Below are 24,261 nucleotides of genomic sequence, written 5' to 3'. Positions count from 1 at the left end.
GACTGCGGACCGGACGAGGAAACGTAGGCCCCGACCTGCTTGCTGTCCGTAAGGAAGTGATGACGATGCGCCGTGTCCTCGTCGTGGGCGCCGGCCACTCCGGCCTCCAGCTCACCCTCAGCCTGCTCGCCGAAGAGGACTACGACGTCACCCTCATCAGCGCCCGCACCGCCGACGACATACGCGACGGCTCACCCATGAGCACCCAGGGCATGTTCCACCAGGCCCTCGAAACCGAACGCGCCTACGGCCTCAACCTGTGGGACGACACCGTCCCCCACTACGACGGCCTGCACATCACCCTCTCCGCCCCGCCCGGACAACTCGCCCTCGCCATCAACGCACCCCTCGACTTCCCCGGGCAAAGCGTCGACCAACGCGTCAAAATGGCCACCTGGCTCGACCTGGCCGCCGAACGAGGCGCCACCATCATCCACGACACCGTCGGCCACGACGACCTCGACCGCTACACCAGCAGCGGCGAATACGACCTCGTCATCGTCGCCGCCGGCAAAGGCGACCTCGTGTCAGCCTTCGAACGCGACGCCGCCCGCTCACCCTTCACCACCCCCCAGCGGGCCCTCGCCTTCACCTACGTCAAACCCCTCGAACCCGACCCCGCCTGGCCGGCCCCGCACATCGGCTTCCACGCCGTACCGGGCCACGGCGAACTCTTCGTCATCCCCGCCCTCACCCGCAGCGGCCCCAGCGACATCCTGTTCTTCGAAGCCGTACCCGGCGGACCCCTCGACGTCTTCACCCCCGGCATGGACCCCGCCGACCAGCTCACCCGCACCCTCGAACTCGCCGCCCGCTACGTACCCTGGGTCCACGAACGCGCCGAGAAAGCCGAACTCGCCGACACCCGCCCCACCCTCGCCGGACGCCTCACCCCCACCGTCCGCAAACCCGTCGCCCACCTGCCCGGCGGCGGCATCGCCCTCGGCATGGCCGACGTCGTCGTCCTCAACGACCCCATCACCGGCCAAGGCAGCAACACCGCCGCCAAATGCTCCGCCGCCTACCTCGCCGCCATCCTCGCCCACGGCGACCAGCCGTTCGACGAAGCCTGGATGACCAGCACCTTCGAAACGTTCTGGGACAACACCGCGAAAGCCGTCACCGACTGGACCAACGCGATGCTCCAACCCCTCCCCGAACACGTCCAGATGCTCCTCGGCACCGCCGCCGGCGAACCCGCCGTCGCCCGCCGCTTCGCCAACGGCTTCAGCGACCCCACCGACTTCGCCGACTGGTTCATGACCCCGCAAGCCGCGCAGAACTACCTGGAACACCTTCAATAGCCGACACCAGCCGCACATCCAGAGCCCCGGGCAGACCCGTCCCCGCCCGCAGCCCCGGCCGCAACCGCGACACGTCCAGACCGTCCCGGCGCGCGATCAGCAGACCCAGCGCGTACCGGGAAAGCGCATCGCCCCCGGCGATGTGCCGGATCCCCCGGCCCGGCGACGCCGCAAACCCCAGCAGCGCCGCGGCAAGGTCACCCACGCCGATCGGGCAACGGACGTCGTCGGTGAACAACACGCCGTCGGCGTCGCCGCGCGCCAGCGCATGCACCTGGGCGACCACGTCCCGGCCGGCCGGGACATCACCGACGATCAACGACGTACGGACAATCACCGCGTCCGGATCCAGTCCCTTCACCGCGGTCTCGGCGGCGGCCTTGGCAGCACCGTAGACCGTGCCCGGGCACGGCGGGCACGACTCGTCGTAGGTGCCCGAACGGCCGGAGAAAACCGCGTCGCTCGAGACGTGCACCAGACGGGCACCGGCCGCCGCGGCCGCCGCGGCGACATGCATCGCGCCGTCCGCGGTGGTCGCCCAATCCGCCTGGCGATAGGCGGCGTTGATGACGGCGGCCGGTTTCGTCCGCTGCAGGAGTCGCGCCACCGCCCCCCGGTCGGTGATGTCGAGGCGATGCCAGGCGACGCCGTCCCCGTCTTCCGCGTGGTCTTTCGCCGCGTCGACCGGTTCCGCCCGGTCACCGCCTTCTGCGTGGTCTTTCGCCGCGCCGACCGGTTCCGCCCGGTCACCGCCCGATCCGGGCCCGCCGCTGTAGAACGTCGCCGCGACGACGGCCCCGGCTCGCCGTGCCTGGGCGACCACTTCCCGACCGAGCAGCCCGCTGCCCCCGACCACCAATAGATCCATCGCCCCAAGCTAGGGCCTCCAGCAAGCCGGGCTGCCCCTCAGGCGATGTCGTTGATTCCTTTCTGGGTTTGACCTTCGGTTTGTGTGCGCGTCCCGGAGCGCACGCCGTGTAAGGCATCCTAGGATGGACGTCCGGCAAGATGACGAGGAACTCGGCGGTACGTCGGCGGCGACCTCTACTCCACCCGCCCGGAGCAGGACTTCGCGGGGTGAGCCGGGTCAGCCGGCGTTGACGGTGATGCGGCGCGGTTTGGCCGTCTCGCTCTTGGGCACGCGCACGCTGAGCACGCCGTCGGCCAGATCGGCGCTGATGTGCTCGGCGTCGATACCGCCGGGCAGCAGCGTCCGGTAGCTGAACTGGCCCACGCGGCGGGTGCGGTGCCGCAACCAGCCGACCTTTTCCTTCTCGACGATCTCCCCGGACACGCGCAGCTCGTCGCCGGCGACCTCGACGGTCAGGTCCTTGCGTTCGACACCGGGCAGGTCGATCTCGACCAGGTAGGCGTCGTCGGTTTCGGTGACAGGGCGCCCTGCGGGCCCGGCCGCCGGTCGCGGCCCGGCCCGCGGGTAAGGGTCAGCCCTTGATCTGCTTGCGGCCGGAGGTGCCGGACCCGATGCTGATCTTGCGCGGCTTGGCCTTCTCCGAGACCGGGATGCGCAGTTCGAGGACACCGTTGTCGTAGCTGGCTTCCAGCTTGTCGGTGTCGAGGGTGTCGGCCAGGAACAACTGCCGGCTGAACACGCCCATCGGCCGCTCACTGATCACGGTCTCAACGCCGTCCTTGATCTGGCGCTGCCGCTGGGCGTTGACCTGCAGCACGTTGCGCTCGACGGTCAGCTCGATCGAGTCCGGGTCGACGCCGGGCAGGTCGAAGAACACGTTGAACCAGTCCCCGTCGCGCTCGGCGTCGACGTGCATCACCGCCGGCCGGTTCGAGGTGCCGGTGAACTGCTGGAACATCCGGTCGATGTCGCGGAACGGGTCGGTACGCATCAGCATGGTCATCCCCTCCTCGGGTGCTCCTTCACCAAAGGTCTCCAGTTCCCGGGGATCTCCCGGTAGTTGAGTGCTCCTGACTCAACTTTTCTTTACCAATACAACGAAGTCGTCCCAGCGTCAAGGCCGGCGTCCAAAAGACAGCCGTGCGGACGTCCTAGGTCGAGTGCTCCCGCAGGAGGCGGCTGACCAGCGGGCGTAACGCGACCGACCGGGCTCGCCGCCACGCCGAAATGTCCGGCATCACCGTGTCCGGGATCGTCGCGGCACGGATGCACCACATCCCGGCCAGGCCGACGACGAAACGCGACGCCTCGGGCGGCAGCGTCCCCAACAGGCGACAGGCCCGGTCCGTCGCCGCCTCCGGGCCGGCGACATGCCCGGTCGCCACCACGTCGGCCGCCAGTTGAGCCAGGTCGATCCACGGGGCGCCGGACGCCGCGTACGCCCAATCGACCAACACCGCCGACCCCCGCGCACCGGCCGCCGTGTTGTCGAGCCGCACATCCCGGTGCACCAGGGCATCGCCGGCCGTCCAGCGTTCCCACCCGGCCACCATCGCTGCCGCCGGGCCGGCATGAGCGGCCTCCCCCACCCCGGTCGCGAGCACCCGCTCCCAGCCGTCGAAGTCGAAGATGCGCTCGGCCACCCGCGGCAACCCGCCCGGCGCCCGATGCGCGCTCGCCGCCCGGCACGCCGCCACCACCGCCCCGATAGACGCATCGGTCCACAGCGCACCGGGTGACGCGCCCGCCCACGTGGTGGCCAAGGCGACCCACGGACCGCACTCCACGGTGGCGAGACGCCGCGGCGCCGGCACCGACTCCGGCAGCACGTCGAGGATCGCCGACTCCTGCCGGATCATCGCGTGGTTGTGCGCCCGCACCTCGGCCGACACCGCCTTGACGAAAACCTGCCGCCCGTCGCCCAGCCGGACGTCCACCGCCGGACCGGGCGACATCCCGCCGTGCAGATCCCGGTGGCCGACGATCGGCGCACCGAGCGCCTCCGCCACCGCCGCCCGCACCGGCTCCGGCGTGGAGGCCCAAGCGGCCAGCGGGGTGAACGTCACCCCGCATCACCGAACCAGCGCGCCAGGCGACCGTCCAACTCCCGCTGATCGGACCCCACCCACGCCACATGACCGTCCGGCCGCAACAACACGCCCGGCCACGCCGAACCCGCATCGACCACCCGGTCGACCCGGTCCGACCAGCCCCCGGCCGACAACGCCCCGGCCCGGTCCAGCAGAACACCCCGCCCGGCGCGCATCCGCCCGTACAGGTGGCCTTCCGACAGCGGAAGATCCCGCATCCGCCGCCCCACCAACGGATCCGGGTCGGCGAAGTCGTACCGGATGTCGATCGCGGTCACCTTGCCGACCAGGAAGCGCATCACATCCTCGAAGTCCATCAGCTCCGACAGCAGCTGCCGCATCGCCTCCGGGCCCGGCTCCGGCCGCAGCAACATCGCCTGCGCCCGCGCGTTCACCAGAACATCCGCACCGACCGGGTGCCGCTCCACCTCGTACGTGTCCAGCAGCCCCGGCGGCGCCCACCCGGCGACCGCCCCGGCCAGCTTCCAGCCCAGATTGAACGCGTCCTGCACACCCAGATTGAGCCCCTGCCCACCCATCGGCGGATGCACGTGCGCCGCATCCCCGGCCAGGAAGACACGACCCTGCCGGTAGCGCTCGGCCTGCCGCGTCGCATCCCCGAACCGGGCCAGCCACCGCGGCGAATGCACCCCGAAATCGGTACCCGCCAACTCCCGCAGCCGCGCCCGGAACTCCTCCTCCGTCGGTGCCTCACCCCGCGCGGCCACCGAAGCCGCCCTCGGCACGAACCGCCACAACCCCGGCACGTCCGGCGACGGCCCGAACCTCAGCAACGGACCCGACACCTCGGCCGCCGCGGCGGCCAGCGCTTCATCCGGTACGCCGACGGCGAACTCACCGAGCAACCACTCCATGCTCGCCGGCTCCCCGGGAAACCCGATCCCGGCCAGCCGCCGCACCGTGCTCCGCCCGCCGTCGCAGCCCACCAGGTAACGCGCCCGCAACTCGCTGCCGTCGGCCAGCCCGACAGTCACCCCGTCCGCGTCCTGACCGAAACCGGCCACCTCCGCCCCGAGCCGCACCTCGGCGCCGAGCCGCGCCGCATGCTCGGCCAGCAGCCGATCGGTGATCCTCTGCGGAATGCCCAGCAGAAACCCGTGCGCCGTATCGAGCGCCGGCACCGGCTTGCGAATCCCGGCGAACGCACCCACCGGATTCCGAGTCCCCTCGGCCAGGAACTGCTCAAGCAACCCGCGCTGATCCATGATCTCGATGCTGCGCACGTGCAGACCGAGCGACCGCGTGTGCCGCACCGGATCCGCCTGCTTCTCCAGCACCACCACGTGCACCCCGTGCAGCCGCAGCTCGGCGGCCAGCATCATGCCCGTCGGGCCACCACCGGCCACGATCACGTCAACCATCGCCTGTTTCCCCCTGAACGCCGCTCCGGCGGGCGATTCTGCGCCCCCACCCGGGTCTTGCCGCAAGGCCCCCTCGGCCCTATATGTTGGTAGTGGCAGGAGAGCTGTGGCAGGCAATCGACACCCAGCGCCCGCATAGCCGGCCGCCACACCACCACCCGGCTCGCCAACGCCGTCGGCGGCCTTTCCGGCACGCGACGGCGTTTCCCGTACGCCCCCACCCGCGCCACAGGCCGTCCAAACCGGATCCGTCCGCCCCCACCGGCCTCGTCGCACGGCAATCGGCGATGCCCAGCAAAACCCGATCCGTCCTGATCCGGCTCATCCTCGCCTCCCGGCACGGCTCATAGGCGGCTGGCCGAGCCGTCCCGTCCTCCCTGCCGGGCACACTCAAACCAAGTTCGAGCTTCCCCGCGCCGCGTCGAATGCCGAGGGAACCGGCGGGTCCTGGTGGGCTGTCGTTGATTCCTTCTTGGGGTTGACTTTTGCGGGCGCGTTGTCGCAGCGCACGCCCCGTCTGGCGTCCTAGGATGCTAGGTCAGCGGGGGTGGGTCGGTGCGACGTCGCTCACCGGGGCCGCCACGCAAGGCGGAAACGGGGCGTGGGTGTCGCAGAATGGGCGCGTGCCGCGTTCCTCCCCCCACCCCGCACCGGCCCGGCACACCGCCGGCCCGGCGCACACCCGCGCCGACCTCGACGCGCTGCGGCCCGATCTGGTCGCCGGTTACGACGCCGAGTTGCCGGGTGCGCGGGCCGCCGTCCTGGCCCGCTTGATCGGCGCACTGGACCGGGAAGACCTGCCCGGCCTGGTCTACCGCGACGGCGACCGCGAGCTTGGGATCGGGATGGCCCGCTTCGCCGATGGCACCGAGGTCCGCTACCCGGCCCGGGCCGCCGCCCTGTTCGCACCGGGCACGCCCGGCCTGGCCGTGCGGGTCACCCGCCCGGGCGGCCCCGGCCCGGAAAATCACCGCGACGAGACCGGCGCGGATCCCGGCGCGCTCGTGCGCCTGCTCTGGCCGGACACCCCGCTGGCCGCCGAGGTCGACAACAGCGTGGCCAACCTGGCTCTCGCCCGCGCCGACCGCCCGGCACCGGACCTGCCCGCCCCGCACGACCTGGGCCGCATCGAGCAGCTTCTCACCGACGGGCACCCCGTTCACCCCTGCTGCCGCACCCGCGGCGGCATGACTGTCGCCGACGTGCTCGCCTATGCACCCGAGCATTCCCCGGTCATCCGGCTGCGGCGGTTCCGGGTGCCGGCGGACCGGTGGTACGGCACCGCCCCGCCGATTCTGTTCGCCCACCCCTGGCAGGCCGCGCGGCTGCAGGACCGCTACCCGTGGCTGGCCGACGACGGCGAGACCGGCCCGGCCCGGCCGCTGATGTCGTTGCGTACGGTCGCCCCGCTCGGCGGCGGCCCGCACGTCAAGACCGCGGTCGACGTCCAGATGACCTCGGCCGTGCGGACCGTCTCCCCCGCCGCCGTCCACAACGGTCCGATCCTGTCGGCGCTGATCCGCACGCTCACCGCCGACCTGCCGATCGACATCCTGGCCGAGACCGGGGCGGGGGCCGTCGTCGTCGACGGGCAGCCCCAGCGTCACCTGGCCTACCTGCGGCGGGAGGCACCGAGCCTGGGCCGGGGCGAGACGGCCGTGCCGATGGCGGTGCTGAGCGCGACCCCGATGCTTCTGGGGCGCGTCCACGACGCGTACGAATTCATGGCCCTGCTCGGCGATGTGCTGTTCGCGCCTCTCCTGGCGCTCCTGAAACGCGGCGTCGCGTTGGAGGCGCACGGGCAGAACACGCTGGTCGTGCTGCGCGACGGCCGCCCGGTGCGGATTCTGTACCGTGACCTGGGCGGGGTGCGCGTCAGTTCGACCACTGTGGACCTCGAGGGTGATCTGCCCAGCGACGACCCGCAGGTGCTGCGGGACAAGCTGACCGCCGCCGCGTTCTCCACCGTGGCCGCCGAGTTGATCGACGCGCTGGCGAGGACGCGGGGCGCCGACGAGCACCGGCTGTGGGGCATCGTGGCCCAGGCGATCAAGGGCACCGCGGACGGGCGGCACATCCTGGGCAACCCGCTCCCGATCAAGGCGACCACCGCGATGCGCCTGGCCGCCGACCCGCTCGAAGACCGATGGGCCCGAATCGACAACCCGATGGCGGCATGATGACCCGAAGCCTGTCCACCGGACGCCTGGCGATCGCCGCGGCGCACGCCGAGGCCGCCCTGGCCGTCCACGCCCCCGAACTCACCGACGGTTTCCTGGCCGCGCTCGGCGAGGCGGCCGACACCGTGGGCCGGCGCCTGCGGGGGGCCCTGACCCGGGAGGGCATCCGCGACTGCGGGCCCGGCGAGCGGCACGCGTTCAACCGGGTCGAATACGCGACCTCCGGTGTGCGGGATCCGGTCGAGCTCCTCGGACAGGAGGCGCCCGGTTTCGTCGCCGAGCTGCACAACGCCGTGGTCAACCTGGCCATCGCGATGGCCCGGCCGCCCGCGCCGACCGACGACGACCCGGACGCCCGGGCGATCGGTCTGGAGAGGCTCGCCGTGGCCGGCCACAATCTCCACCCGTGCGGCCGCACCCGGCTGGGCTGGGACACCTCCGACGTCCTCGCCTACGACCTCGAGACGGAGAAGACCACGATCGGGTTCGTTGCCGTCCGCGACGAGCTGCACCTGGGCGACGACGTCTGGCCGGCCGGGGAGAGGCCCGGCTTCCGCGTCCAGCCGGTGCATCCGTGGCAGCGCGACAGTGTCATCCCGCAGCGCTACAAGGAGTTGCTGGACCGCGGCGACCTCCGCATCCTCGACGACGAGATCGAGGCGGTCCCGACGGCCGCGCTGCGCACGCTGCTGCTGCCACCGGGCCCGGACGGCCGCCGCGACTACCTCAAGGTGTCGCTCGACATCCAGGTCACCTCGACCCGCCGCAGCATCAGCGTCGCCAGCACCCGCAACGGCCCGGCCGTCTCGCGCCTGCTGGAACGGCTGGTCGACAGCGACCGGCTGATCCTGATGCACGAGACGGCCGGCGCCGCGGTCCCGGTCGGCTCGGGGCGTGACCTGTCGGCGATCCGCCGCGACGGCCTGACCGGCCGCCTCGAACCGGGCGAACGCGCCATCCCCGGCGGTGCCCTGCCGTTCCTGCTCGGCGAACTCGTGACGGGCGACCCCGCCCAGTGGCTCCGGGAGTACGCCGCGCTCCTCCTCCCGCCGCTGCTGCGCCTCACCGCGCGCGGCGTCGCCCTCGAGGCGCACCTGCAGAACTGCCTTCCCACGTTCGTCGACGGCCGGCCGCACCGGCTGGCGTTGCGCGACTTCGCCGGCCTCCGGCTGCATCTGCCGCGGCTGGCCGCGGCGGGGCACGAGGTCGAGCTGTGGCCCGGCTCGGTGGTCGGCACCGACGACCTCGACATCTTCCGCGCCAAGATCGGCTACACCGCGTTCCAGGCTCACCTCGGCGAACTGGTGATCCGGCTCGGTCACGACTTCGGCCTCGACGAGGACCACGCCTGGCGGATCGTCCGCGAGGTCGTCGACGAGTCCACTTCGGGCGACGACCACGCGTTCTTCACCGCGCCGCAGGTGCCGCACAAGGCCCTGGTCCGCATGCGGCTGGCCGGCCCGGGCGACATCTACATCCCGGTCCGGAACCCGCTGCATGCGCCCGCCTGAGCACGTCCGGCGGGCGCTGCGCACGCTGCCGTCGCCCACCTGCGCCTACGTCTACGACACCGCTGCGCTTCGCGCGCGGGCCGCGTCGGTCCGGGCCGCACTTCCGGTTCCGGCGAGTTTCCTGTACGCGGTGAAAGCCAACGGTCATCCCGACGTCGTCGCCGCCCTGGCCGAGGAGTGCGACGGGCTCGAGGTCGCGTCCGGCGGCGAGCTGCGCCTGGCGCTGGCGGCCGGCGCGAAGCGGATCGTGTTCGGCGGCCCCGGCAAGACCGACGCCGAACTGGCCGCGGCCCGCTCCGCCGGGGTGCTCATCAACGCCGAGAGCGTCCACGAGCTGCGCCGCATCGCCGCCCTCGGCGGTAACCCCGACGTCGTGGTGCGGGTCAACCGGCCGGGCGGCGCCCTGATCGGCAGCCACGCCATGACCGGCACCCCGACCCCGTTCGGCATCGACCCGGCCGAACTGCCGGCCGCCCTGGCCGTGCCCGGCGTCACCGTGATCGGCTTCCACCTGCACGCCGTCTCCAACAATCTGGACGGTGCCGCCCACGCGTCGTTCGTCACCGACGGTCTGGCCTGGTCGGCCCGGACGGCCGCCCGGTTCGGCATCGACCTGCGCGTGGTCAACGTCGGCGGCGGCTTCGGCGTCGACTACCTGAGCGACGACAGCATCGACCTGACCCCGCTGTCGGAGGTCGAGGTGCCCCGCGGCGTCGACCTCATCTTCGAACCGGGCCGGCTGCTGGCCGCCGACGCCGGCTGGTACGCCGCCGAGGTCCTGGATGTGAAGACCACCCACGGCCGGACGTTCGCCGTCCTCCGCGGCGGCACCCACCACTTCCGCCTGCCCGCCGCGTGGGGCTACGACCACCCGTTCACGGTCCTCCCGGTCGACGACTGGCCGTTCGATCTCCCCCGGCCGGGCGTCACCGACACCGAGGTCGACGCGGTCGGCGAACTGTGCACCCCGCGCGACGTCCTCTGCCGCGGCCGGCACGTGAAGTCCGTACGTGCGGGCGACATCCTGGTCTTCGGCCGCACCGGCGCGTACGGCTGGGACATCTCCCATCATGAATTCCTGCGCCACGAGCCGCCCCGGTTCATCGTGCTCTGAGCGGGGTCGCTACCGCCATGGTCCGTTGCTACAGTGCCCGCCATGTTTGGCGACGTCGATCAGGAACTGCGCCGGCTGGCGGACGACTCCGACTTCCCGCACCGCGACACCGCGCGGGTCGCGCAGCGGTTCCGGGCCGGCGGCCGCGCCGCCGATCTGGTCGCGATCGTCGACGACCCGCACGCCTGCGCGATGACCGACGTCCTGTTCGCGATGGCCGGCGCCCAGCGGCCGTGGCTCAACTGGGTGCCCATGCCGTCGGAGGCCATCACCAACATGGCCGACGAGTTCGGTTCCCGCATCGCCCGCGGCGAGGAACTCCGGCTCGGCCAGGCCGGCCTGTCCGCCGCCGAGCCGCCGAGCGCGATCGCCGCGGCCCGGCGCGTGGCCGGCGATTTCGAGGTCGGCATCGGGGCGTTCCCGGCCCCCGACATCCGGGTTCCGCTGCGCCGCGGCGACTACCGGATCTGGCGTTACGACGGCACCGATCCGGTCGCGGCGGTCGCCGCTCCCTCCCCCGAGGCCGTACGCGTCTTGCACGCGGTCGCCGACCAGCCCTGGGCGTCGCCGCTGTCCGGCCGCATCCAGGCCGAGCCGCTCGGCGACCTGCCGATGGACGACCTGCTCGGCATGCTGGCCCACCTGCCCGGACCGCCCGACACCGAGCGCTACCGTTTCCTGGCCGTCGACAGCCCCACCTACTGGTACCGGTTCCTGCAACCCTGGGTGTGCCTGGGCATCCTGCGGCACCGCGAACAGGAGCCGTGGGCCACCTCGACCCGTCGCCGGGTGCTGGTCGACCTGGCGTTCGGCGCCGAGGACTGGACGTCCGACGCGGCCCTGTTCGCCCTGGTCACCGCCGCCTACCACGACCCGGCGCGGCGCCGCGAGGTGCACGACCTGGTCCGCGCCCGCCTGGACGCCGCGCTCGCCTCGCACCGGCTGGTCACCATCGAGGTCTCCCTGGCCCGCCTGATGCTGATCACCCCGGGCTGCACCGCCGACGACCGCGCCGTCGCCGCGGCCGCGATCGCCCGCGCCGCCACGGACGACGAGGAGCCGGCCCCCGCCCCGCCCCCGAAGCGCCGCTGGTGGCGCCGCAGCCACTGACCGCCGCTTCAGCCGGCCAGCCGGACCGCCAGTTCGATCCGCCACTTCGTCTTCATGCGCTCGGTCCGCGAATCGGTCAGATAGGCCTCGTAGCGCGCACCGAACCGGTCCCCGGCCGGATCGTCGGCCCGGTCGAGCCGCAGACCCTCGGCGGCCGCCCACCCGAGCAGCGTCCGGTTGGCCCGCATGCCGTGGTTGACGTAGACCAGCGTCGCGTACCGCCCGCCCGGCAGCAGGGTCGGGCGCACCCGCTCGTCGCCCTCCTGCGGCCCGTCGGTGAGGACCCCGACCTCGATGTCCATCGGCCCCGCCATGTCGACGACGTGGAGCCGGAAGTAGACCGTGCCGGCCGTCAGCGAGCGCCCCTCGAACCAGGCCAACAGCGAAGCCATCAGCTCGTCCCGGACGGCGAACATGCCCCGGAACGGCGTGACCGTCCGAAGGCCCAGCCCGTACCGATCCGGCTGAGTGACCACCGACGGGCCGCTGAGAATCTCCATGAAAAGCCCCTCGTCCAGGTCCACGTCGCGGCGGACGGCTCACCGTATACCGAACAGCCCGAGCGGGTGGGGTCCCTTCGCTGCGGAGGTACCGCGATGCCGCGGCAAGCGTGACCACCGGCCGGTTGCGGGTGGCCTTGCTCGACCGCCGCGCCAACCCGCCCGGCGCAAAGTTACCGAGACGGGAGCGGACCGCGTTACGCCCGGCGGCCTCTGCCGGGCAACCTCGCCTGGCCGGCAGAGCATGGTCATCCAAAAGGGATCTGCGACCTTGGCGTGGAGCGGTCGAGGGAGCGGAACCCGAGAACTCCGGCCACCGCCAAGAAGGTTGTGCTCCCGAACTCATTTCCGGGCGGGCGGCGCCGGCACCACGCTCCAGATCGGACAAGCTGAATCGCGGCGGCGGGTCGTCGGTGGTCAGTAAGGGCTGCCGCGGCTGGCCCTGCACGCCCCCGGCGAACTGGGCCGGTGCGAACGCCATCCGGGTGTGGGAGCGCCACAGGTCGTACGCGCCGGTGGCGTCGCCGTTCTGCAGGTCGGTGACGAAGGTGTCGGCGGCGTCCCGGACCGGCCCGGTCGCCTTGGTGACCCCGCGGTACAGGAAGACGCCGCCGATGATGGTCAGCGGGTAAAGAGTCCCCGCCACCGCCCGTCGAACCGGTCGGCCGGGAGCCGGTCGAGCGTGATCAGCCGCACGCCGCCGGTTGCGAAGGCCAGTGCCTCGTCGCGGGTCAGCGGCCACGGCGGGCCCTGGCCGGAGGGTGTGTCGACGGCCGCGGCGAGGACGACCAGTGTGCCGCCGGGCGCGACGAACGACGCCACTGCGGCGGTCGCCGCCGGGCGCAGGGTCCGCGGCAGCGCCTGCACGGTGTTGCTCTCCACCACCAGGTCGAAGGACGAGGACCAGGCGGCCGGCGGGCTCAGCAGGTCAGCGACCTGGTAGGTGACCTCGGACCCGGCATGTCGGGCACGCGCGTCGCGTACGGCCGTGGGTGAGATGTCGAAGGCGGTCGTCGCGTATCCCAGCCCGGCCACGAATTCGGCGTCGCGTCCGAGGCCGCAACCCACCACCAGCGCCCGCCTGCCGTCCCCGGGCGGGAGCCCGGCCGAGTCGAGGCCTCCGCTGGGGCCGGGCGCGTCCCACGGCACCACCGCGCGGCCGGCCGCCGCCTCCTGGTAGAGCCGGTCGAACCAGCCGGTGGGGTCGGCGGCGGCCAGCCGGTCGGCGTCGTTCTCCATGGTCATGGAGCCATCTGAAGCAGATGCGGGGAAGCTTCGGTGCCCGCCGAACCGTCGCCGGGGCACTATCGGGTCATGGACGAAGCGCAAGCTCTGGCACATCGGGCCGCTCTGCTCGCCGACCGCACGCGGGCCGCGTTCTGCCTGGCTCTGCTCGACGGCCGGGCGTGGACCGCCGGTGAGCTCGCGAAGGTGGCCGGGGTCGCGGTGTCGACCGCGAGCGAGCACCTCGACCGGCTGGTCGGCGGCGGTCTGCTGGTCGAGCACCGGCAGGGCCGCCACCGCTATCTGCGGCTGGCCGGCCCGGAGACGGCCGCGGTGATCGAGTTGATCGCGGCGGCGGGCGAGCACGTGGAGGGCACGCCGCGTTCGATGGCCGCCGCCCACCGGCAGCGCAATCTGCGCCTCGCCCGCACCTGCTACGACCACCTGGCCGGGGTGGCGGGGGTGGCGCTGGCCGACGGCCTGATCGGGAACGGTCTGATCGACGACCGTGACGGGCTCGCGCTGACCGCGCAGGGCCGCACGGCGCTGGAGGCGGCCGGCATCGAGGCGGGGCCGCGGAAGAGGCCGGCGCTGCGGGAATGCATCGACTGGACCGAGCGGAGGCCGCACCTCGCCGGGGCGATCGGCGCGGCGATCTGCCGGCACGCCTTCGGCGCCGGCTGGATCACCCGGCTCGGGTCGGGCCGGGCGGTCCGGGTCACGCCCGCGGGCGTACGCGATCTGCGCCGTTATCTCGGCGTCGTCATCGTCCCTGCGGAGCCGGGGCGATCCGCCGCAGCTCCCGCAGTGCCTGCCGGCGCACGTCGCCCTTGAGGGTGTCGATGTAGAGCGTGCCCGACAGGTGGTCGGTCTCGTGCTGCAGGGCCCGGGCCAGGAAGCCGGTGCCCTCGATGACGAGCGGCTCACCGTGCTGGTCGGAACCGCGCGCGACGACCGACAGGGCGCGCCTGGTGGCGAAGCCGAGGCCCGGTAGCGACAGGCAGGCCTCCTCGTCGTCCTGTTCGCCGTCGGACTGCGACAGGACCGGGTTGACCAGGTGGCCGACCTGGCCGGCCACGTTGTAGCTGAACACCCGCAGGCTGACGCCGATCTGGGGCGCGGCGACGCCGGCGCGGCCGGGCACCCGCACGGTGTCCTCGAGGTCGGCGACGAGCTCGCGTAACTCCCGGTCGAAGGACGTGACCGGGTCGCACTCGGTGCGCAGCACGGGGTCGCCGAAGAGCCGGATGGGCCGAACTGTCATGCCGGAAGATGCTATCCGGTCGTTACGCGAAGAGTGCCGGCTGGTCGGAGCCGAGCATTTCGCGCAGCTTGGCCAGCGAGCGCCGGGTCTGGCTCTTGACGACGCCGGCCGGCACCTCGAGCGCCTCGGCGACCTGGTCGACGCTGAGGTCCTCGAAGTAGCGCAGGATCACGATGGCCCGGTCGCGGGCGGGCAGCCGGCCGAGCGCGTCGAGCATGGTCAGCCGCAGGTCGGGGTTCTGCCGGTAGGCCGGCTCGTGGAGCACGCCCGGGACGGCCTCGGTCGACGAGCGGCGACGGCGGTGGTCGAGGTAGGCGCGCAGGAGGATCTTCTGGGCGTACGCCACCAGGTTGTCGGCCTGCACCGCGCGGCGCCAGCTCAGGAACAGCCGGGTGAGCGCGGTCTGGGTGAGGTCCTGGGCCAGGTGCCAGTCCCGGCACATCATGTACGCAGTCGTGCGCAGCCGCTCGGCGTGGGCCTGCGCGAACTCGGCGAACTCCTCGTCGTCGGTCATCGACCGAACACCGGCAGGGCCGTCGGGAACTCGGTCGCCGCCTGGTCGACGAGGTCCGCGTCCATGGTCACGCCCCAGCGGCGGTCGGCGACGATCAGCACGGCCTCGGCCTCGCTGAGCTGGGCCTTGGCGGGCGGGCCGGTGCGGCCGCCGGACGCGAGGCAGCTCGCGATGTCGAGCTGGACCGCCGTCCCGTCGGGCCAGGTCGCCCGCACGGCGGTGTCCTGCACGCAGTCGTCGGGAACGTGCGTGACGGTCAGCTTCGCGGCCGGGCCGCGGGGAGCGCCGGTGGCCTTGCGGGTGACCTGGAGCCGGAGCATCGACGGACCGTAACCGGCGTCGTAGTACAACTGCACGCGCAGATCATTGTCGCCGCCGTCGCCGTAGTGACTCGTCCGTCCGGGTGGCAATAGCGTGGTCAAAAGGTGAAGCATGGCAGCCGATGTCGCTTTCTTCTGCATTCCCTCGGCACGCTGAGTGCCATTGCGGACCGTCACGGTACGCGTCGGGACGACGGCCGCCGGGGGCACCGCGATCGATGGCACAGATCCGGGAGGTAGCGCGGAAGGAAGCAGGGGAAGCTGCGGGCCGGGCCCGAAGGCGGCGAACGCGACGGCCGCCAGGACGGCCACGGCGGCCCCGCCGACGGCGAGGCGGCGGTTACGGCGGATGCGGCGGCCCTGGCTGATCGCGACGCCGACGACGTCACCCAGCGGGGGCGGTCGCTCGCCGGCCAGATCGGCCCGCAGCGCCGCCCGCAGATCTTCCTCCACGGCCGACCAGTCCCCTTCTCGTGCCTCTCGCGCAGCTCCCACCGGGAAAGACGCGGCCGGGCCCGGGCAAGGTTACCCGCGGGCCGGGCAAAACCCGGCGCGGTCAGCCGGCCAGAGCCGCCCGGATCGGTGCCGCCTTGGCGGCCGCTTCGGCGACCTCCTCGGCCGGGTCGCTGTCGATGGTGATGCCGCCGCCCGCCCACGAGTGGACACGTTGTCCGTCGACCGCCACCGTGCGGATCGTCAGCGCCAGGTCGAGGTGGCCGGGCCCGAGCCAGCCGACCGCGCCCATGCTCACCCCGCGGCCCACCGGCTCGAGCCGGGCGATCTCCTCGAGAGCGGCCCGCTTGGGCGCCCCGGTCACCGAACCGCCCGGGCAGAGCGCCCGCAGCAGATCCGGAAGCGAGAGGTCCCCGGTCACCGGGGCGGCGACGACGGACTCGGCCTGCCACAGGCCGGCCCATTCCCGTACGCCGAACAGCTCCTCCACCCGCACCGGGCCCGTCGCGTCGAGCCGGGCCAGGTCGTTGCGCTCGAGGTCGACGATCATGATGTGCTCGGCGCGCTCCTTGGCCGAGCCGAGCAGGTCCGTGCGCCCGGCGCCGGTGGCCGGCCGCGTCCCCTTGATCGGCCGGGTCACGATCAGGCCGTCCCGCACCTCGACCAGCGTCTCCGGGGAGGCCGTGGCGAGGGCCCAGCCGTCGCCGCCGAGCACACCGCCGTACTTCGCGCCGGGCAGCCCGGCGACCCGCCGCAGCGCCGCCGCCGGGTCGCCGCGGTAGGCCGCGCTGGCGTGCCCGACGAGGTTGACCACGTAGACGTCGCCGCGCCCGATCGCGTCCCGGACCGCTTCGACCGCTCCGGCGTGCTCGTCCGGGGTCCAGCTCGGGGTCCATCTACCGAGATCGAAGGGGCGCTTGCCGATATCCGACAGATTCTCGTGCGCGGGTGCGTACCGATGGCCGTAGACGACCGCGTAGATGTCCGGGACCGCGGGCACCGGCGAGGGCGCGCCGGGCTTCCCGCCAGCCATTACACATCCGGCGGCGGCCGACACATAGAGTGCCGCGCCACAGATTCGGCTATCGCCGATCGGGTGAAACCGGCTGACCGAACGGCCAATGTTTCGCACCGGCAGTCCGTTGTCGGCGAGGAACTCGGCGAGACGCTCGGCACCGTCCTGGCCGTCGCTTGCACGCCACTGGAACACTGATAACGCAACGTGACGAGCTTGGCAGGCCGCCGGAGCCCCCGGCGGACGTCCGAGAGGAGGCTCCGCAGAGTGGTCGACCGCGTCTGTTTCGTGGACCATCAGAGTCGAATGATTGCGTCTGGCGCCGTCACCCCGTCAATCCGATCTCGTTCGGATTGAGGTAACGTCCGTCACCGTCGTTGTGAATCAACACACAAGCCCCCCGACCGGAGAAACCACGATGTGCCAGCACCAACCTCACTGTCCCAGCGCCGATGCGAGCGATCGCGAGGCGGCCCGCAGCGTGGCGTCGTTCTGCGAACAGGGCTGGACCCTGCTCTGCAACGGCGTCATCGTCTTCGAGGACACCGGCGAGATCCTGCCGGACGGGACGATGATCGAACCGCACCGCGGCCCCGCGGTGCACGCGCTGGCCGCTTGACGCTTGGCGGCTACTGAGCGTAACAGCTTGACCCCGTTCGACGCGGAACGGGCCCCCTGGCGTAACGGCCATAACCCCCGCCCGATACGCCGGTGGCAGCACCAAAGACGGGCCGGGCCGCGGCCGATCGTGACCGCGACCCCTACCGCCGGACGCCTCAGTCCTCGAACGCCTCCGGAGACGGGCACGAGCAGACCAGATTGCGGTCGCCGTAGGCCCCGTCGATCCGGCGCACCGGCGGCCAGTACTTCGCCGTCCGGTCCACACCCTCGGGAAAACCCGCCACCGACCGCGGATAGGCGTGCTCCCACACGTCGGCCGTGACCGCCGCCGCGGTGTGCGGCGCATTCGCCAGCGGGTTGTCGCCGGCCGGCCACACCCCCGCCGCCACCTGGTCGATCTCGCCCTTGATGGCGATCATCGCGGCGCAGAACCGATCGAGCTCGGCCAGGTCCTCGCTCTCGGTCGGCTCCACCATGAGCGTGCCGGCCACCGGGAACGACATCGTCGGCGCGTGGAAACCGTAGTCGATCAGCCGCTTGGCCACGTCGTCGACCGAGACGCCGGTCGCCTTCGTGATCGGCCGCAGATCGAGGATGCACTCGTGGGCGACCAGGCCGTTGTTGCCCGCGTAGAGCACCGGGTAGTGCTCGCGCAGCCGGGCCGCCACATAGTTGGCCGTCAGCACCGCCACGCCGGTCGCCGCGGCCAGGCCGTCGGGACCCATCATCCGCAGGTACGCCCACGAGATCGGCAGGATGCCGGCCGAGCCGTGCGCGGAGGCCGAGACCGCGTGGTGGTCGCCCGGCTCGAGCGGGTTGCCGGGCAGGAAACCGGCCAGATGCGCGCGGACCGCGACCGGGCCCACGCCGGGACCGCCGCCGCCGTGCGGGATGCAGAACGTCTTGTGCAGGTTGAGGTGGGAGACGTCGGCCCCGAACTTGCCCGGCCGGGCGAAGCCGACCAGCGCGTTGAGGTTGGCGCCGTCCACGTACACCTGGCCGCCCGCCTCGTGCACCTTGGCGCACAGGTCGGCGATCGACTTCTCGTAGACGCCGTGGGTCGACGGGTAGGTCACCATGATCGCGGCGAGCGCGTCCGCGTGCTTCTCGATCTTGGCGTCGAGGTCGGCGAGATCGACGTTGCCGGCCTCGTCACAGGCCACGACCACGACCTTCATGCCCGCCATGACCGCCGACGCCGCGTTGGTGCCGTGGGCGCTGGACGGGATCAGGCAGACGTTGCGGTGCTGCTCGCCCCGCGAGCGGTGGTAGCCGCGGATCGCCAGCAGGCCGGCCAGCTCGCCCTGGGAACCGGCGTTCGGCTGGACGCTGACCGCGTCGTACCCGGTGATCTCGGCCAGCCAGCCCTCGAGCTGGGCGACCAGGGCCTCGTAGCCCGCGGTGCGCGACGCCGGGGCGTACGGGTGGATGTTGCCGAACTCGGGCCAGGTCACCGGTTCCATCTCGGTGGTCGCGTTCAGCTTCATCGTGCAGGAGCCGAGCGGGATCATGCCCCGGTCGAGCGCGTAGTCGCGGTCGGAGAGCTTGCGAAGGTAGCGCAGCATCGCGGTCTCCGAGCGGTGGCTGTGGAACACCGGATGGGTCAGGAAGCGGGTAACCCGTCCCAGCGGCTGGGCACCGCAGGCGGCAGGCGTTGCCGGGACGGCACCGAAGGCGGCCAGCACGGCCCTCACGTGCGCGTCGGTGGTGGTCTCGTCGGCCGCCACCGAGACGTGGTCGGCGTCGACCAGCCGCAGGTCGATGCCGTCGGCGGCGGCCGCGGCCACGATCTGCGCCGCGCGGCCCGGTACGACCGCGGTCACGGTGTCGAAGAAGGCGTCGTGGGTCAGCGGGACGCCGGCCGCGGTCAGGCCACCGGCCAGCGCGAGCGCGCGGTCGTGGACCCGCTTGGCGATCGCCCGCAGGCCGTCCGGGCCGTGATAGACCGCGTACATGCTCGCCATGACCGCCAGCAGGACCTGGGCCGTGCAGATGTTGCTGGTCGCCTTCTCCCGGCGGATGTGCTGCTCGCGGGTCTGCAGGGCGAGCCGGTAGGCGGGCGCGCCGTCGGCGTCCCGGGAGACGCCGACCAGGCGCCCGGGCAGCGACCGCTCGAGACCGGCCCGCACGGCCAGGTAACCCGCGTGCGGGCCGCCGAAGCCGAGCGGCACGCCGAAACGCTGGGTGGTGCCGGCCGCGATGTCGGCACCGATGTCGCCCGGCGCCCGCACCAGGGTCAGCGCGAGCAGATCGGCGGCGACGGTGACCAGGGCGCCCTTGGCGTGGGCGGCCTCGACCAGCGCAGCATGGTCACGCAGCGCGCCGGACGCGCCGGGATATTGCAGGTGCAGGCCGAAGAACTCGTCCGGCAGCACCTCGCCGGCGTCGAGGTCGACCAGGACCAGCTTGATGCCGAGCGGCTCGGCCCGGGTGCGCAGCACGGCCAGCGTCTGCGGGAACGTGTCGGCGTCGACCGCGTACACGTCGCTCTTGACCTTGGAAGCGCGGCGGGCGAGCGTCATCGCTTCGGCGACCGCGGTCCCCTCGTCGAGCATCGACGCGTTGGCCGTGGTCAGGCCGGTCAGGTCGGTGACCATGGTCTGGAAGTTGAGCAGCGCCTCGAGCCGGCCCTGGCTGATCTCCGGCTGGTACGGCGTGTACGCCGTGTACCAGGCCGGGCTCTCCAGCACGTTGCGCCTGATCACCGCCGGCGTGAACGTGCCGTAGTAGCCCAGGCCGATCATCGAGGTGCTGACCTGGTTGCGGGACGCGATCTCCCGCAGCTCGGCGATGGCCTCCTCCTCGGAGGCGGCCTCGGGCAGATCCAGCCGGCCGTGCCAGCGGATCACCTCCGGGATGGCGGCGTCCATCAGCGCCTCGAGCGAGGGGTAGCCGATCGACTTGAGCATCTGCGTCTGCTCGTCGGGATCGGGACCGATGTGCCGGTCGGCGAACGTCATGGCGGCTCCACGGGCGGGAAGAGGTCGGCAAGGCGGCCTCCCCCTCTGTCATACCCACCGCCTCGGTCAAGACACTGCGGGCATTTCAGAGTCGCGCAGCCCATGCGGTCCGTTTGCCTGAGAGGTTCCGGGGAGGATTTGCCCCTTCGGCGCCGTCGCAACCCCTTTGACGAGGCCGACGAACTCTCCCGCATGGCTGGACGCAAACCTACCAGCGATCATGTTTCCGGCGCCTGTACCTAGGGTGTGGTGTGTGACCTACGAACCGGCGGCCGACCGCTACGAAAAGATGACCTACCGCCGCGCCGGGCGCAGCGGCCTGCAACTGCCCGCGATCTCGCTCGGGCTGTGGCACAACTTCGGCGACGGGCGCCCGTGGGACCGCCAGCGCGAGATCGTCCGGCGCGCGTTCGACCTCGGCGTCACCCACTTCGACCTGGCCAACAACTACGGGCCGCCGCCCGGCAGCGCCGAGAGCAACTTCGGCCGCATGCTCGCCACCGACCTGCGCGCCCACCGCGACGAACTGGTCATCTCGACCAAGGCCGGCTACTACATGTGGAACGGCCCGTACGGCGAGTGGGGCAGCCGGAAATACCTGGTCAGCTCCCTCGACCAGTCGCTGAGCCGGCTCGGCCTCGACTACGTCGACATCTTCTACCACCACCGGCCCGACCCGGACACCCCGCTGGAAGAGACCATGGGTGCGCTGGACGCCGTGGTCCGGTCGGGCAAGGCGCTCTACGTCGGCATCAGCAACTACAGCGCCGAGCAGACCGCGGCCGCGGCCGCGATCCTGAAGGAGCTCGGCACGCCACTGCTGATCCACCAGCCGTCGTACTCGATCCTCAACCGCTGGATCGAGCGCGACAACCTGCTCGACACACTGGAAGAGGCCGGCGCGGGGTGCATCGCGTTCAGCCCGCTCCAGCAGGGCCTGCTGACCGACCGCTACCTCAACGGCATCCCGGACGACTCGCGGGTGCGCACCAGCGTCTTCCTCAACGAGAAGGACCTGGACAACAAGACGATGGGCCGCATCCACGCGCTCAACGACATCGCCAAGCGGCGCGGTCAGAGCCTCGCCCAGCTGGCCCTGGCCTGGGCGCTGCGCGACCCGCGGATGACCAGCCTGATCATCGGCGCGAGCAGCGTCGGCCAGCTCGAGAACAACATCGCCGCCCTGGACAACCCGGCCCTGAGCCGGTCCGAGGCCGACGAAATCGACGGGACAGTTCTCGACCTCTGACCTATCGTCTCGGCCATGATCGAACTGGTCGAGCGGCACACGATCCTCGCGGTCGTGGTCGGATCCCGGGCCTACGGTCTGTCCGGTCCCGGTTCCGACCACGACCGCCGGGGCGTGTTCGCCGCACCGACCCGCCTGTTCTGGCGACTCACCAAGCCGCCGACGCACCTCGACGGCCCGCTGCCCGAGCAGTTCTCGTGGGAGGTCGAGCGGTTCTGCGACCTCGCCCGGCAGGCCAACCCCACCGTGCTCGAGGTGCTCTGGTCCCCGATCGTCGAAAAGATCACCGACCTCGGGCAGGCCCTCCGGTCGGCCCGGCCGGCGTTCCTCTCGCGGCGCGTCGAACAGACCTACGGGGCGTACGCCCAGCAGCAGCTCACCCGGGTCGCCAACCGGCGGGCGCGCACCGGACAGACCAACCACAAACAGGCCATGCACATGATCCGGCTGCTGCTGGCCGGCATCCACGTGCTGCGCACCGGCGACGTCCTGGTCGACATCACCCCGCTGCGGTCCCGCCTGCTGGCCGTCCGATCGGGCGAGATGCCGTTCGACGACGTGGTGGCCTGGGCGGCGGCCCTGCAGGAGGAGCTGGCCGAGACGGCCGCGGCCAGCTCGCTCCCGGCGGCGCCGGACCTCGATGCGATTGATCGACTGCTTGTCCGCGTACGGGAAGAGGGCTTGCCATGACCTTGACGGTGCCGCCGTGGACGGCCGGGAAAGCCGCGTCCCTGCCCTACCCGCTGGTCTTCGCCACCGTCTCCGGGGCCCACCTGTACGGCTTCGCCTCGGTCGACTCCGACCTCGACCTGCGCGCCGCCACGTGCTGCCGGTAGCCGAGGTGGTCGGCCTGCGCACCGGCCCGGAGACGGTCCAGCACATGGGCGTCCGCGACGGCATCGAACTCGACGTGGTCAGCCACGACCTGCTCGGGGCGGGGCTTCCCTACGTACCGGAACTGATCGCCGCCAAGCGGGAAGCGGAGGACGGACCGCTGCCACCGGCGGCCCGGGCCGCCCTCGACCGCGACGTGCCCCGCCTGCGCGCCGACCTCGAATCGGCCCGGGACTCGTCGGTGCTCCCTCTATCGGCGCCGCCGGAAGCCGTCGACGCCCTGCACGACCTGATCGTGCAGGCGAGGCTGCCATGAACCTGCGCGCCGCCGACCTCGACGACCTTCCCACCCTCCTCGACCTGGCCGTCGCGTTCTACGAGGAGGACGGCTTCGCGACGCCACGGTCCGCGCCGGCCGCCCACCTGCCGGTCCTGATCGACTCGGCTTCGGCCCGGGTGGCGGCCGGCCGCCCTTAAAGAAATTCCCGGAATTGCTCGGCCACGAGGTCGGCGACCGCTCCGGCATCCCGGGAACCGTCGACGCGAATGACGCGGACGCCCAGCTTCCCGGCGCTGCGGACCGCGTCCGAGGCGACCAGCCGGTCGCGCTCCATCCGGCGCCGCTGGGCCCTTGTTCTTCCCGCCCCCACCCTGGTTGTCTGTCCTTAGCGCACCGAGCCGCTCACCCCGCCTGGAGCGTCCTAGGAAACTAGGAATTATGTCGGTCGGCGATCAGCGCTTACCCTGATCACATGCTCGCCACGATGAGTGACGCCCCGGTCGTCCACCTGGCACGGCCGCACCGGCCCGTGCTGGTGGCCGGGACGCTCGACGAACTCGGCGGCCCCACGGGCGGCCGGGTCGAGCTGCCGCTGCGGCTGTGGTGGAACCCGAACCACACGTTCGACCTCGATCAGCCGACCATGCTGGCCTGGATGTACGAGAACGTCCTCCGGGAGGCCATCCGCGTCGACGAACTGCGCCGCTACCTCAACGGCCAGACCCTCGTACGCCTGTGGCCGGACCTCAATCTGCCGCGCGCCGTCCGCCTGGCCTGGGAGGCACGGCATCCGCGCCTGAAGCGGGCGGCGTGACCGACGCCTTCTACGCGCAGGTCGCCCGCATCGCCCTCACCGTCGCCGCCGAGCACGGCTTCGTGCTCGGCGGCGGTTTCGCGTGGCTGGTCAACGGCCTGGTCCAGCGCCCGACCGAGGACGTCGACCTGTTCACCGACACCGCCGGCGGCGTGGCCGCGGCGGCCGGCGAGGTCGCGCAGGCGCTGACCCGGGCCGGCTACCGGGTGGTCCGCGAGGAGGGCGACGAGCTGTTCGCCGGCATGGACGAGGACCTGCAGGAGTTCCTGGTCGCCGCCCCCGACCGGGCGCTGCGCCTGACCCTGTGCCGCCTCGACCGCCGCCGCTCACCCGTGGTGATGGAGCTGGGCCCGGTCATGCACCTCGACGACCTGGTCGCCACCAAGGTCGCCGCGCTGGTCAACCGGCGTGAGGTGCGCGACTACATCGACGTCGCGGCCGCCCTGGAGCGGTACCCGATGGCGAAGGTCATGGAGCTGGCCCACGCGGCCGATCCGGCGCTCGATCCGGCGGACATCGCGGACGCCGGGCGTTATCTCGACCGGCTCGACGACATGCGGTTCGCCCTCTACGGGCTCGGCCCGGACGACATCAAGCGGCTGAGGGAGCGCCTGAGGGACTGGCCGCGCACGTAATCCATATAGTTGACAC

General features: G+C 72.1%; 25 protein-coding genes, 1 pseudogene and 1 riboswitch. Of the genes and pseudogenes, 13 read left to right on the top strand and 13 right to left on the bottom strand.

The window, feature by feature from the left end; genetic code table 11:
- Positions 1-65 precede the first annotated feature (65 nt).
- Positions 66-1,304, top strand: a complete 1,239-nt coding sequence (locus ACIA5C_RS08465) for a styrene monooxygenase/indole monooxygenase family protein (protein ID WP_396052607.1) — start codon at positions 66-68, stop codon at positions 1,302-1,304.
- Here ACIA5C_RS08465 and ACIA5C_RS08460 read toward each other — a convergent pair.
- The 5 genes from ACIA5C_RS08460 to ACIA5C_RS08440 form a co-directional block, all read right to left on the bottom strand.
- Entirely contained in the window at positions 1,258-2,172 is a 915-nt protein-coding gene (locus tag ACIA5C_RS08460) for a sugar nucleotide-binding protein (protein ID WP_396052605.1), read from the bottom strand. The two genes, ACIA5C_RS08465 and ACIA5C_RS08460, sit on opposite strands and share 47 nt — an antisense overlap.
- Before the next feature lie 219 nt (positions 2,173-2,391).
- Positions 2,392-2,844 carry an Hsp20/alpha crystallin family protein gene (locus tag ACIA5C_RS08455; RefSeq protein WP_396052603.1) on the bottom strand — a complete coding sequence of 151 codons (453 nt, stop codon included), beginning with the start codon at positions 2,842-2,844 and terminating at the stop codon, positions 2,392-2,394.
- Entirely contained in the window at positions 2,747-3,172 is a 426-nt protein-coding gene (locus tag ACIA5C_RS08450; RefSeq protein ID WP_396052601.1) for an Hsp20/alpha crystallin family protein, read from the bottom strand. Before ACIA5C_RS08450 ends, ACIA5C_RS08455 begins: the two co-directional genes overlap by 98 nt.
- Before the next feature lie 154 nt (positions 3,173-3,326).
- Positions 3,327-4,241 (bottom strand): phosphotransferase, encoded by a 915-nt coding sequence (locus tag ACIA5C_RS08445; protein WP_396052600.1) that lies wholly within the window; start codon positions 4,239-4,241, stop codon positions 3,327-3,329.
- Positions 4,238-5,647: an FAD-dependent monooxygenase gene (locus ACIA5C_RS08440; protein WP_396052598.1), complete on the bottom strand. Its 1,410-nt coding sequence runs from the start codon at positions 5,645-5,647 to the stop codon at positions 4,238-4,240. Before ACIA5C_RS08440 ends, ACIA5C_RS08445 begins: the two co-directional genes overlap by 4 nt.
- Positions 5,648-6,270: 623 nt before the next feature.
- On the opposite strand from ACIA5C_RS08440, the gene ACIA5C_RS08435 reads away from it, so the two are divergent.
- From ACIA5C_RS08435 to ACIA5C_RS08420, 4 genes are read left to right on the top strand one after another with little or no spacing between them, the layout of a single operon-like run.
- Positions 6,271-7,827 (top strand): IucA/IucC family protein, encoded by a 1,557-nt coding sequence (locus tag ACIA5C_RS08435; RefSeq protein WP_396052597.1) that lies wholly within the window; start codon positions 6,271-6,273, stop codon positions 7,825-7,827.
- Positions 7,824-9,338, top strand: a complete 1,515-nt coding sequence (locus ACIA5C_RS08430) for an IucA/IucC family protein (protein WP_396052596.1) — start codon at positions 7,824-7,826, stop codon at positions 9,336-9,338. The genes ACIA5C_RS08435 and ACIA5C_RS08430 overlap by 4 nt, the downstream gene beginning before the upstream one ends.
- Positions 9,325-10,452, top strand: a complete 1,128-nt coding sequence (locus ACIA5C_RS08425; protein ID WP_396052594.1) for a type III PLP-dependent enzyme — start codon at positions 9,325-9,327, stop codon at positions 10,450-10,452. The genes ACIA5C_RS08430 and ACIA5C_RS08425 overlap by 14 nt, the downstream gene beginning before the upstream one ends.
- A gap of 42 nt (positions 10,453-10,494) precedes the next feature.
- Positions 10,495-11,562: a hypothetical protein gene (locus ACIA5C_RS08420; protein ID WP_396052592.1), complete on the top strand. Its 1,068-nt coding sequence runs from the start codon at positions 10,495-10,497 to the stop codon at positions 11,560-11,562.
- Between the two features lie 8 nt (positions 11,563-11,570).
- Here ACIA5C_RS08420 and ACIA5C_RS08415 read toward each other — a convergent pair whose 3' ends face one another.
- Positions 11,571-12,062: a GyrI-like domain-containing protein gene (locus ACIA5C_RS08415; RefSeq protein WP_396052591.1), complete on the bottom strand. Its 492-nt coding sequence runs from the start codon at positions 12,060-12,062 to the stop codon at positions 11,571-11,573.
- A gap of 621 nt (positions 12,063-12,683) precedes the next feature.
- Positions 12,684-13,307 (bottom strand): class I SAM-dependent methyltransferase, encoded by a 624-nt coding sequence (locus ACIA5C_RS08410; protein ID WP_396052589.1) that lies wholly within the window; start codon positions 13,305-13,307, stop codon positions 12,684-12,686.
- Between the two features lie 69 nt (positions 13,308-13,376).
- On the opposite strand from ACIA5C_RS08410, the gene ACIA5C_RS08405 reads away from it, so the two are divergent.
- Positions 13,377-14,120, top strand: a complete 744-nt coding sequence (locus tag ACIA5C_RS08405) for a winged helix-turn-helix domain-containing protein (protein ID WP_396052588.1) — start codon at positions 13,377-13,379, stop codon at positions 14,118-14,120.
- On the opposite strand, the gene ACIA5C_RS08400 is transcribed toward ACIA5C_RS08405, so the two are convergent.
- The 4 genes from ACIA5C_RS08400 to ACIA5C_RS08385 form a co-directional block, all read right to left on the bottom strand.
- Entirely contained in the window at positions 14,050-14,550 is a 501-nt protein-coding gene (locus ACIA5C_RS08400; RefSeq protein WP_396052586.1) for a peptide deformylase, read from the bottom strand. The genes ACIA5C_RS08405 and ACIA5C_RS08400 overlap by 71 nt on opposite strands.
- A 22-nt stretch (positions 14,551-14,572) precedes the next feature.
- On the bottom strand, positions 14,573-15,064 hold the full coding sequence (locus tag ACIA5C_RS08395; RefSeq protein WP_396052584.1) for a SigE family RNA polymerase sigma factor: 492 nt from the start codon (positions 15,062-15,064) through the stop codon (positions 14,573-14,575).
- Positions 15,061-15,837: a hypothetical protein gene (locus ACIA5C_RS08390; RefSeq protein WP_396052582.1), complete on the bottom strand. Its 777-nt coding sequence runs from the start codon at positions 15,835-15,837 to the stop codon at positions 15,061-15,063. The genes ACIA5C_RS08395 and ACIA5C_RS08390 overlap by 4 nt, the downstream gene beginning before the upstream one ends.
- A gap of 103 nt (positions 15,838-15,940) precedes the next feature.
- Positions 15,941-17,149, bottom strand: coding sequence for a chorismate-binding protein (locus ACIA5C_RS08385; protein WP_396052580.1), 1,209 nt, complete (start codon positions 17,147-17,149; stop codon positions 15,941-15,943).
- A gap of 121 nt (positions 17,150-17,270) precedes the next feature.
- On the opposite strand from ACIA5C_RS08385, the gene ACIA5C_RS08380 reads away from it, so the two are divergent.
- On the top strand, positions 17,271-17,471 hold the full coding sequence (locus ACIA5C_RS08380) for a DUF5999 family protein (protein ID WP_396052579.1): 201 nt from the start codon (positions 17,271-17,273) through the stop codon (positions 17,469-17,471).
- A 157-nt stretch (positions 17,472-17,628) separates the two neighbouring features.
- On the opposite strand, the gene gcvP is transcribed toward ACIA5C_RS08380, so the two are convergent.
- Positions 17,629-20,433, bottom strand: a complete 2,805-nt coding sequence (gene gcvP, locus ACIA5C_RS08375) for an aminomethyl-transferring glycine dehydrogenase (protein ID WP_396052577.1) — start codon at positions 20,431-20,433, stop codon at positions 17,629-17,631.
- Positions 20,434-20,528: 95 nt separating this feature from the next.
- A riboswitch (glycine riboswitch) is annotated at positions 20,529-20,634 on the bottom strand.
- Between the two features lie 52 nt (positions 20,635-20,686).
- Here gcvP and mgrA point away from each other — a divergent pair.
- The 4 genes and pseudogenes from mgrA to ACIA5C_RS08355 all read left to right on the top strand — a co-directional run bounded on the left by mgrA (position 20,687) and on the right by ACIA5C_RS08355 (position 22,993).
- Complete coding sequence (gene mgrA, locus ACIA5C_RS08370; protein WP_396052575.1) at positions 20,687-21,682, top strand: L-glyceraldehyde 3-phosphate reductase; 996 nt, start codon at positions 20,687-20,689, stop codon at positions 21,680-21,682.
- Between the two features lie 15 nt (positions 21,683-21,697).
- A complete protein-coding gene (locus ACIA5C_RS08365; RefSeq protein ID WP_396052573.1) occupies positions 21,698-22,372 on the top strand; it encodes a DNA polymerase beta superfamily protein in 675 nt (224 codons plus the stop codon).
- Positions 22,369-22,832, top strand: a pseudogene (locus ACIA5C_RS08360) (DNA polymerase beta superfamily protein). Before ACIA5C_RS08365 ends, ACIA5C_RS08360 begins: the two are co-directional and overlap by 4 nt.
- Positions 22,829-22,993, top strand: a complete 165-nt coding sequence (locus ACIA5C_RS08355; RefSeq protein ID WP_396052571.1) for a hypothetical protein — start codon at positions 22,829-22,831, stop codon at positions 22,991-22,993. Before ACIA5C_RS08360 ends, ACIA5C_RS08355 begins: the two are co-directional and overlap by 4 nt.
- On the opposite strand, the gene ACIA5C_RS08350 is transcribed toward ACIA5C_RS08355, so the two are convergent.
- Positions 22,990-23,130, bottom strand: coding sequence for a hypothetical protein (locus tag ACIA5C_RS08350; protein WP_396052569.1), 141 nt, complete (start codon positions 23,128-23,130; stop codon positions 22,990-22,992). The two genes, ACIA5C_RS08355 and ACIA5C_RS08350, sit on opposite strands and share 4 nt — an antisense overlap.
- Positions 23,131-23,280: 150 nt before the next feature.
- On the opposite strand from ACIA5C_RS08350, the gene ACIA5C_RS08345 reads away from it, so the two are divergent.
- Positions 23,281-23,610 (top strand): hypothetical protein, encoded by a 330-nt coding sequence (locus tag ACIA5C_RS08345; RefSeq protein WP_396052567.1) that lies wholly within the window; start codon positions 23,281-23,283, stop codon positions 23,608-23,610.
- A complete protein-coding gene (locus ACIA5C_RS08340; protein ID WP_396052566.1) occupies positions 23,607-24,245 on the top strand; it encodes a nucleotidyl transferase AbiEii/AbiGii toxin family protein in 639 nt (212 codons plus the stop codon). Before ACIA5C_RS08345 ends, ACIA5C_RS08340 begins: the two co-directional genes overlap by 4 nt.
- Positions 24,246-24,261: the final 16 nt, after the last annotated feature.

Origin of the sequence: Actinoplanes sp. NPDC051343, assembly GCF_044455125.1 — a bacterium.
Lineage (GTDB): Bacteria > Actinomycetota > Actinomycetes > Mycobacteriales > Micromonosporaceae > Actinoplanes.
Note: the sequence above shows the minus strand (reverse complement) of the source record. Positions and strands in the feature narration are given on the sequence as shown.

Excerpts from the sequence above, each read along its gene's own strand:
- ACIA5C_RS08465 (WP_396052607.1), top strand. The coding sequence starts at position 66 with ATGCGCCGTGTCCTCGTCGTGGGCGCCGGCCACTCCGGCCTCCAGCTC.
- gcvP (WP_396052577.1), bottom strand. The coding sequence starts at position 20,433 with ATGACGTTCGCCGACCGGCACATCGGTCCCGATCCCGACGAGCAGACG.
- ACIA5C_RS08425 (WP_396052594.1), top strand. The coding sequence starts at position 9,325 with ATGCGCCCGCCTGAGCACGTCCGGCGGGCGCTGCGCACGCTGCCGTCG.
- ACIA5C_RS08430 (WP_396052596.1), top strand. The coding sequence starts at position 7,824 with ATGATGACCCGAAGCCTGTCCACCGGACGCCTGGCGATCGCCGCGGCG.
- ACIA5C_RS08355 (WP_396052571.1), top strand. The coding sequence starts at position 22,829 with ATGAACCTGCGCGCCGCCGACCTCGACGACCTTCCCACCCTCCTCGAC.
- ACIA5C_RS08450 (WP_396052601.1), bottom strand. The coding sequence starts at position 3,172 with ATGCTGATGCGTACCGACCCGTTCCGCGACATCGACCGGATGTTCCAG.
- ACIA5C_RS08415 (WP_396052591.1), bottom strand. The coding sequence starts at position 12,062 with ATGGAGATTCTCAGCGGCCCGTCGGTGGTCACTCAGCCGGATCGGTAC.
- ACIA5C_RS08400 (WP_396052586.1), bottom strand. The coding sequence starts at position 14,550 with ATGACAGTTCGGCCCATCCGGCTCTTCGGCGACCCCGTGCTGCGCACC.
- ACIA5C_RS08385 (WP_396052580.1), bottom strand. The coding sequence starts at position 17,149 with ATGGTCCACGAAACAGACGCGGTCGACCACTCTGCGGAGCCTCCTCTC.
- ACIA5C_RS08395 (WP_396052584.1), bottom strand. The coding sequence starts at position 15,064 with ATGACCGACGACGAGGAGTTCGCCGAGTTCGCGCAGGCCCACGCCGAG.
- ACIA5C_RS08460 (WP_396052605.1), bottom strand. The coding sequence starts at position 2,172 with ATGGATCTATTGGTGGTCGGGGGCAGCGGGCTGCTCGGTCGGGAAGTG.
- ACIA5C_RS08350 (WP_396052569.1), bottom strand. The coding sequence starts at position 23,130 with ATGGAGCGCGACCGGCTGGTCGCCTCGGACGCGGTCCGCAGCGCCGGG.
- ACIA5C_RS08410 (WP_396052589.1), bottom strand. The coding sequence starts at position 13,307 with ATGACCATGGAGAACGACGCCGACCGGCTGGCCGCCGCCGACCCCACC.
- ACIA5C_RS08420 (WP_396052592.1), top strand. The coding sequence starts at position 10,495 with ATGTTTGGCGACGTCGATCAGGAACTGCGCCGGCTGGCGGACGACTCC.
- ACIA5C_RS08440 (WP_396052598.1), bottom strand. The coding sequence starts at position 5,647 with ATGGTTGACGTGATCGTGGCCGGTGGTGGCCCGACGGGCATGATGCTG.
- ACIA5C_RS08345 (WP_396052567.1), top strand. The coding sequence starts at position 23,281 with ATGAGTGACGCCCCGGTCGTCCACCTGGCACGGCCGCACCGGCCCGTG.
- ACIA5C_RS08380 (WP_396052579.1), top strand. The coding sequence starts at position 17,271 with ATGTGCCAGCACCAACCTCACTGTCCCAGCGCCGATGCGAGCGATCGC.
- ACIA5C_RS08365 (WP_396052573.1), top strand. The coding sequence starts at position 21,698 with ATGATCGAACTGGTCGAGCGGCACACGATCCTCGCGGTCGTGGTCGGA.
- ACIA5C_RS08405 (WP_396052588.1), top strand. The coding sequence starts at position 13,377 with ATGGACGAAGCGCAAGCTCTGGCACATCGGGCCGCTCTGCTCGCCGAC.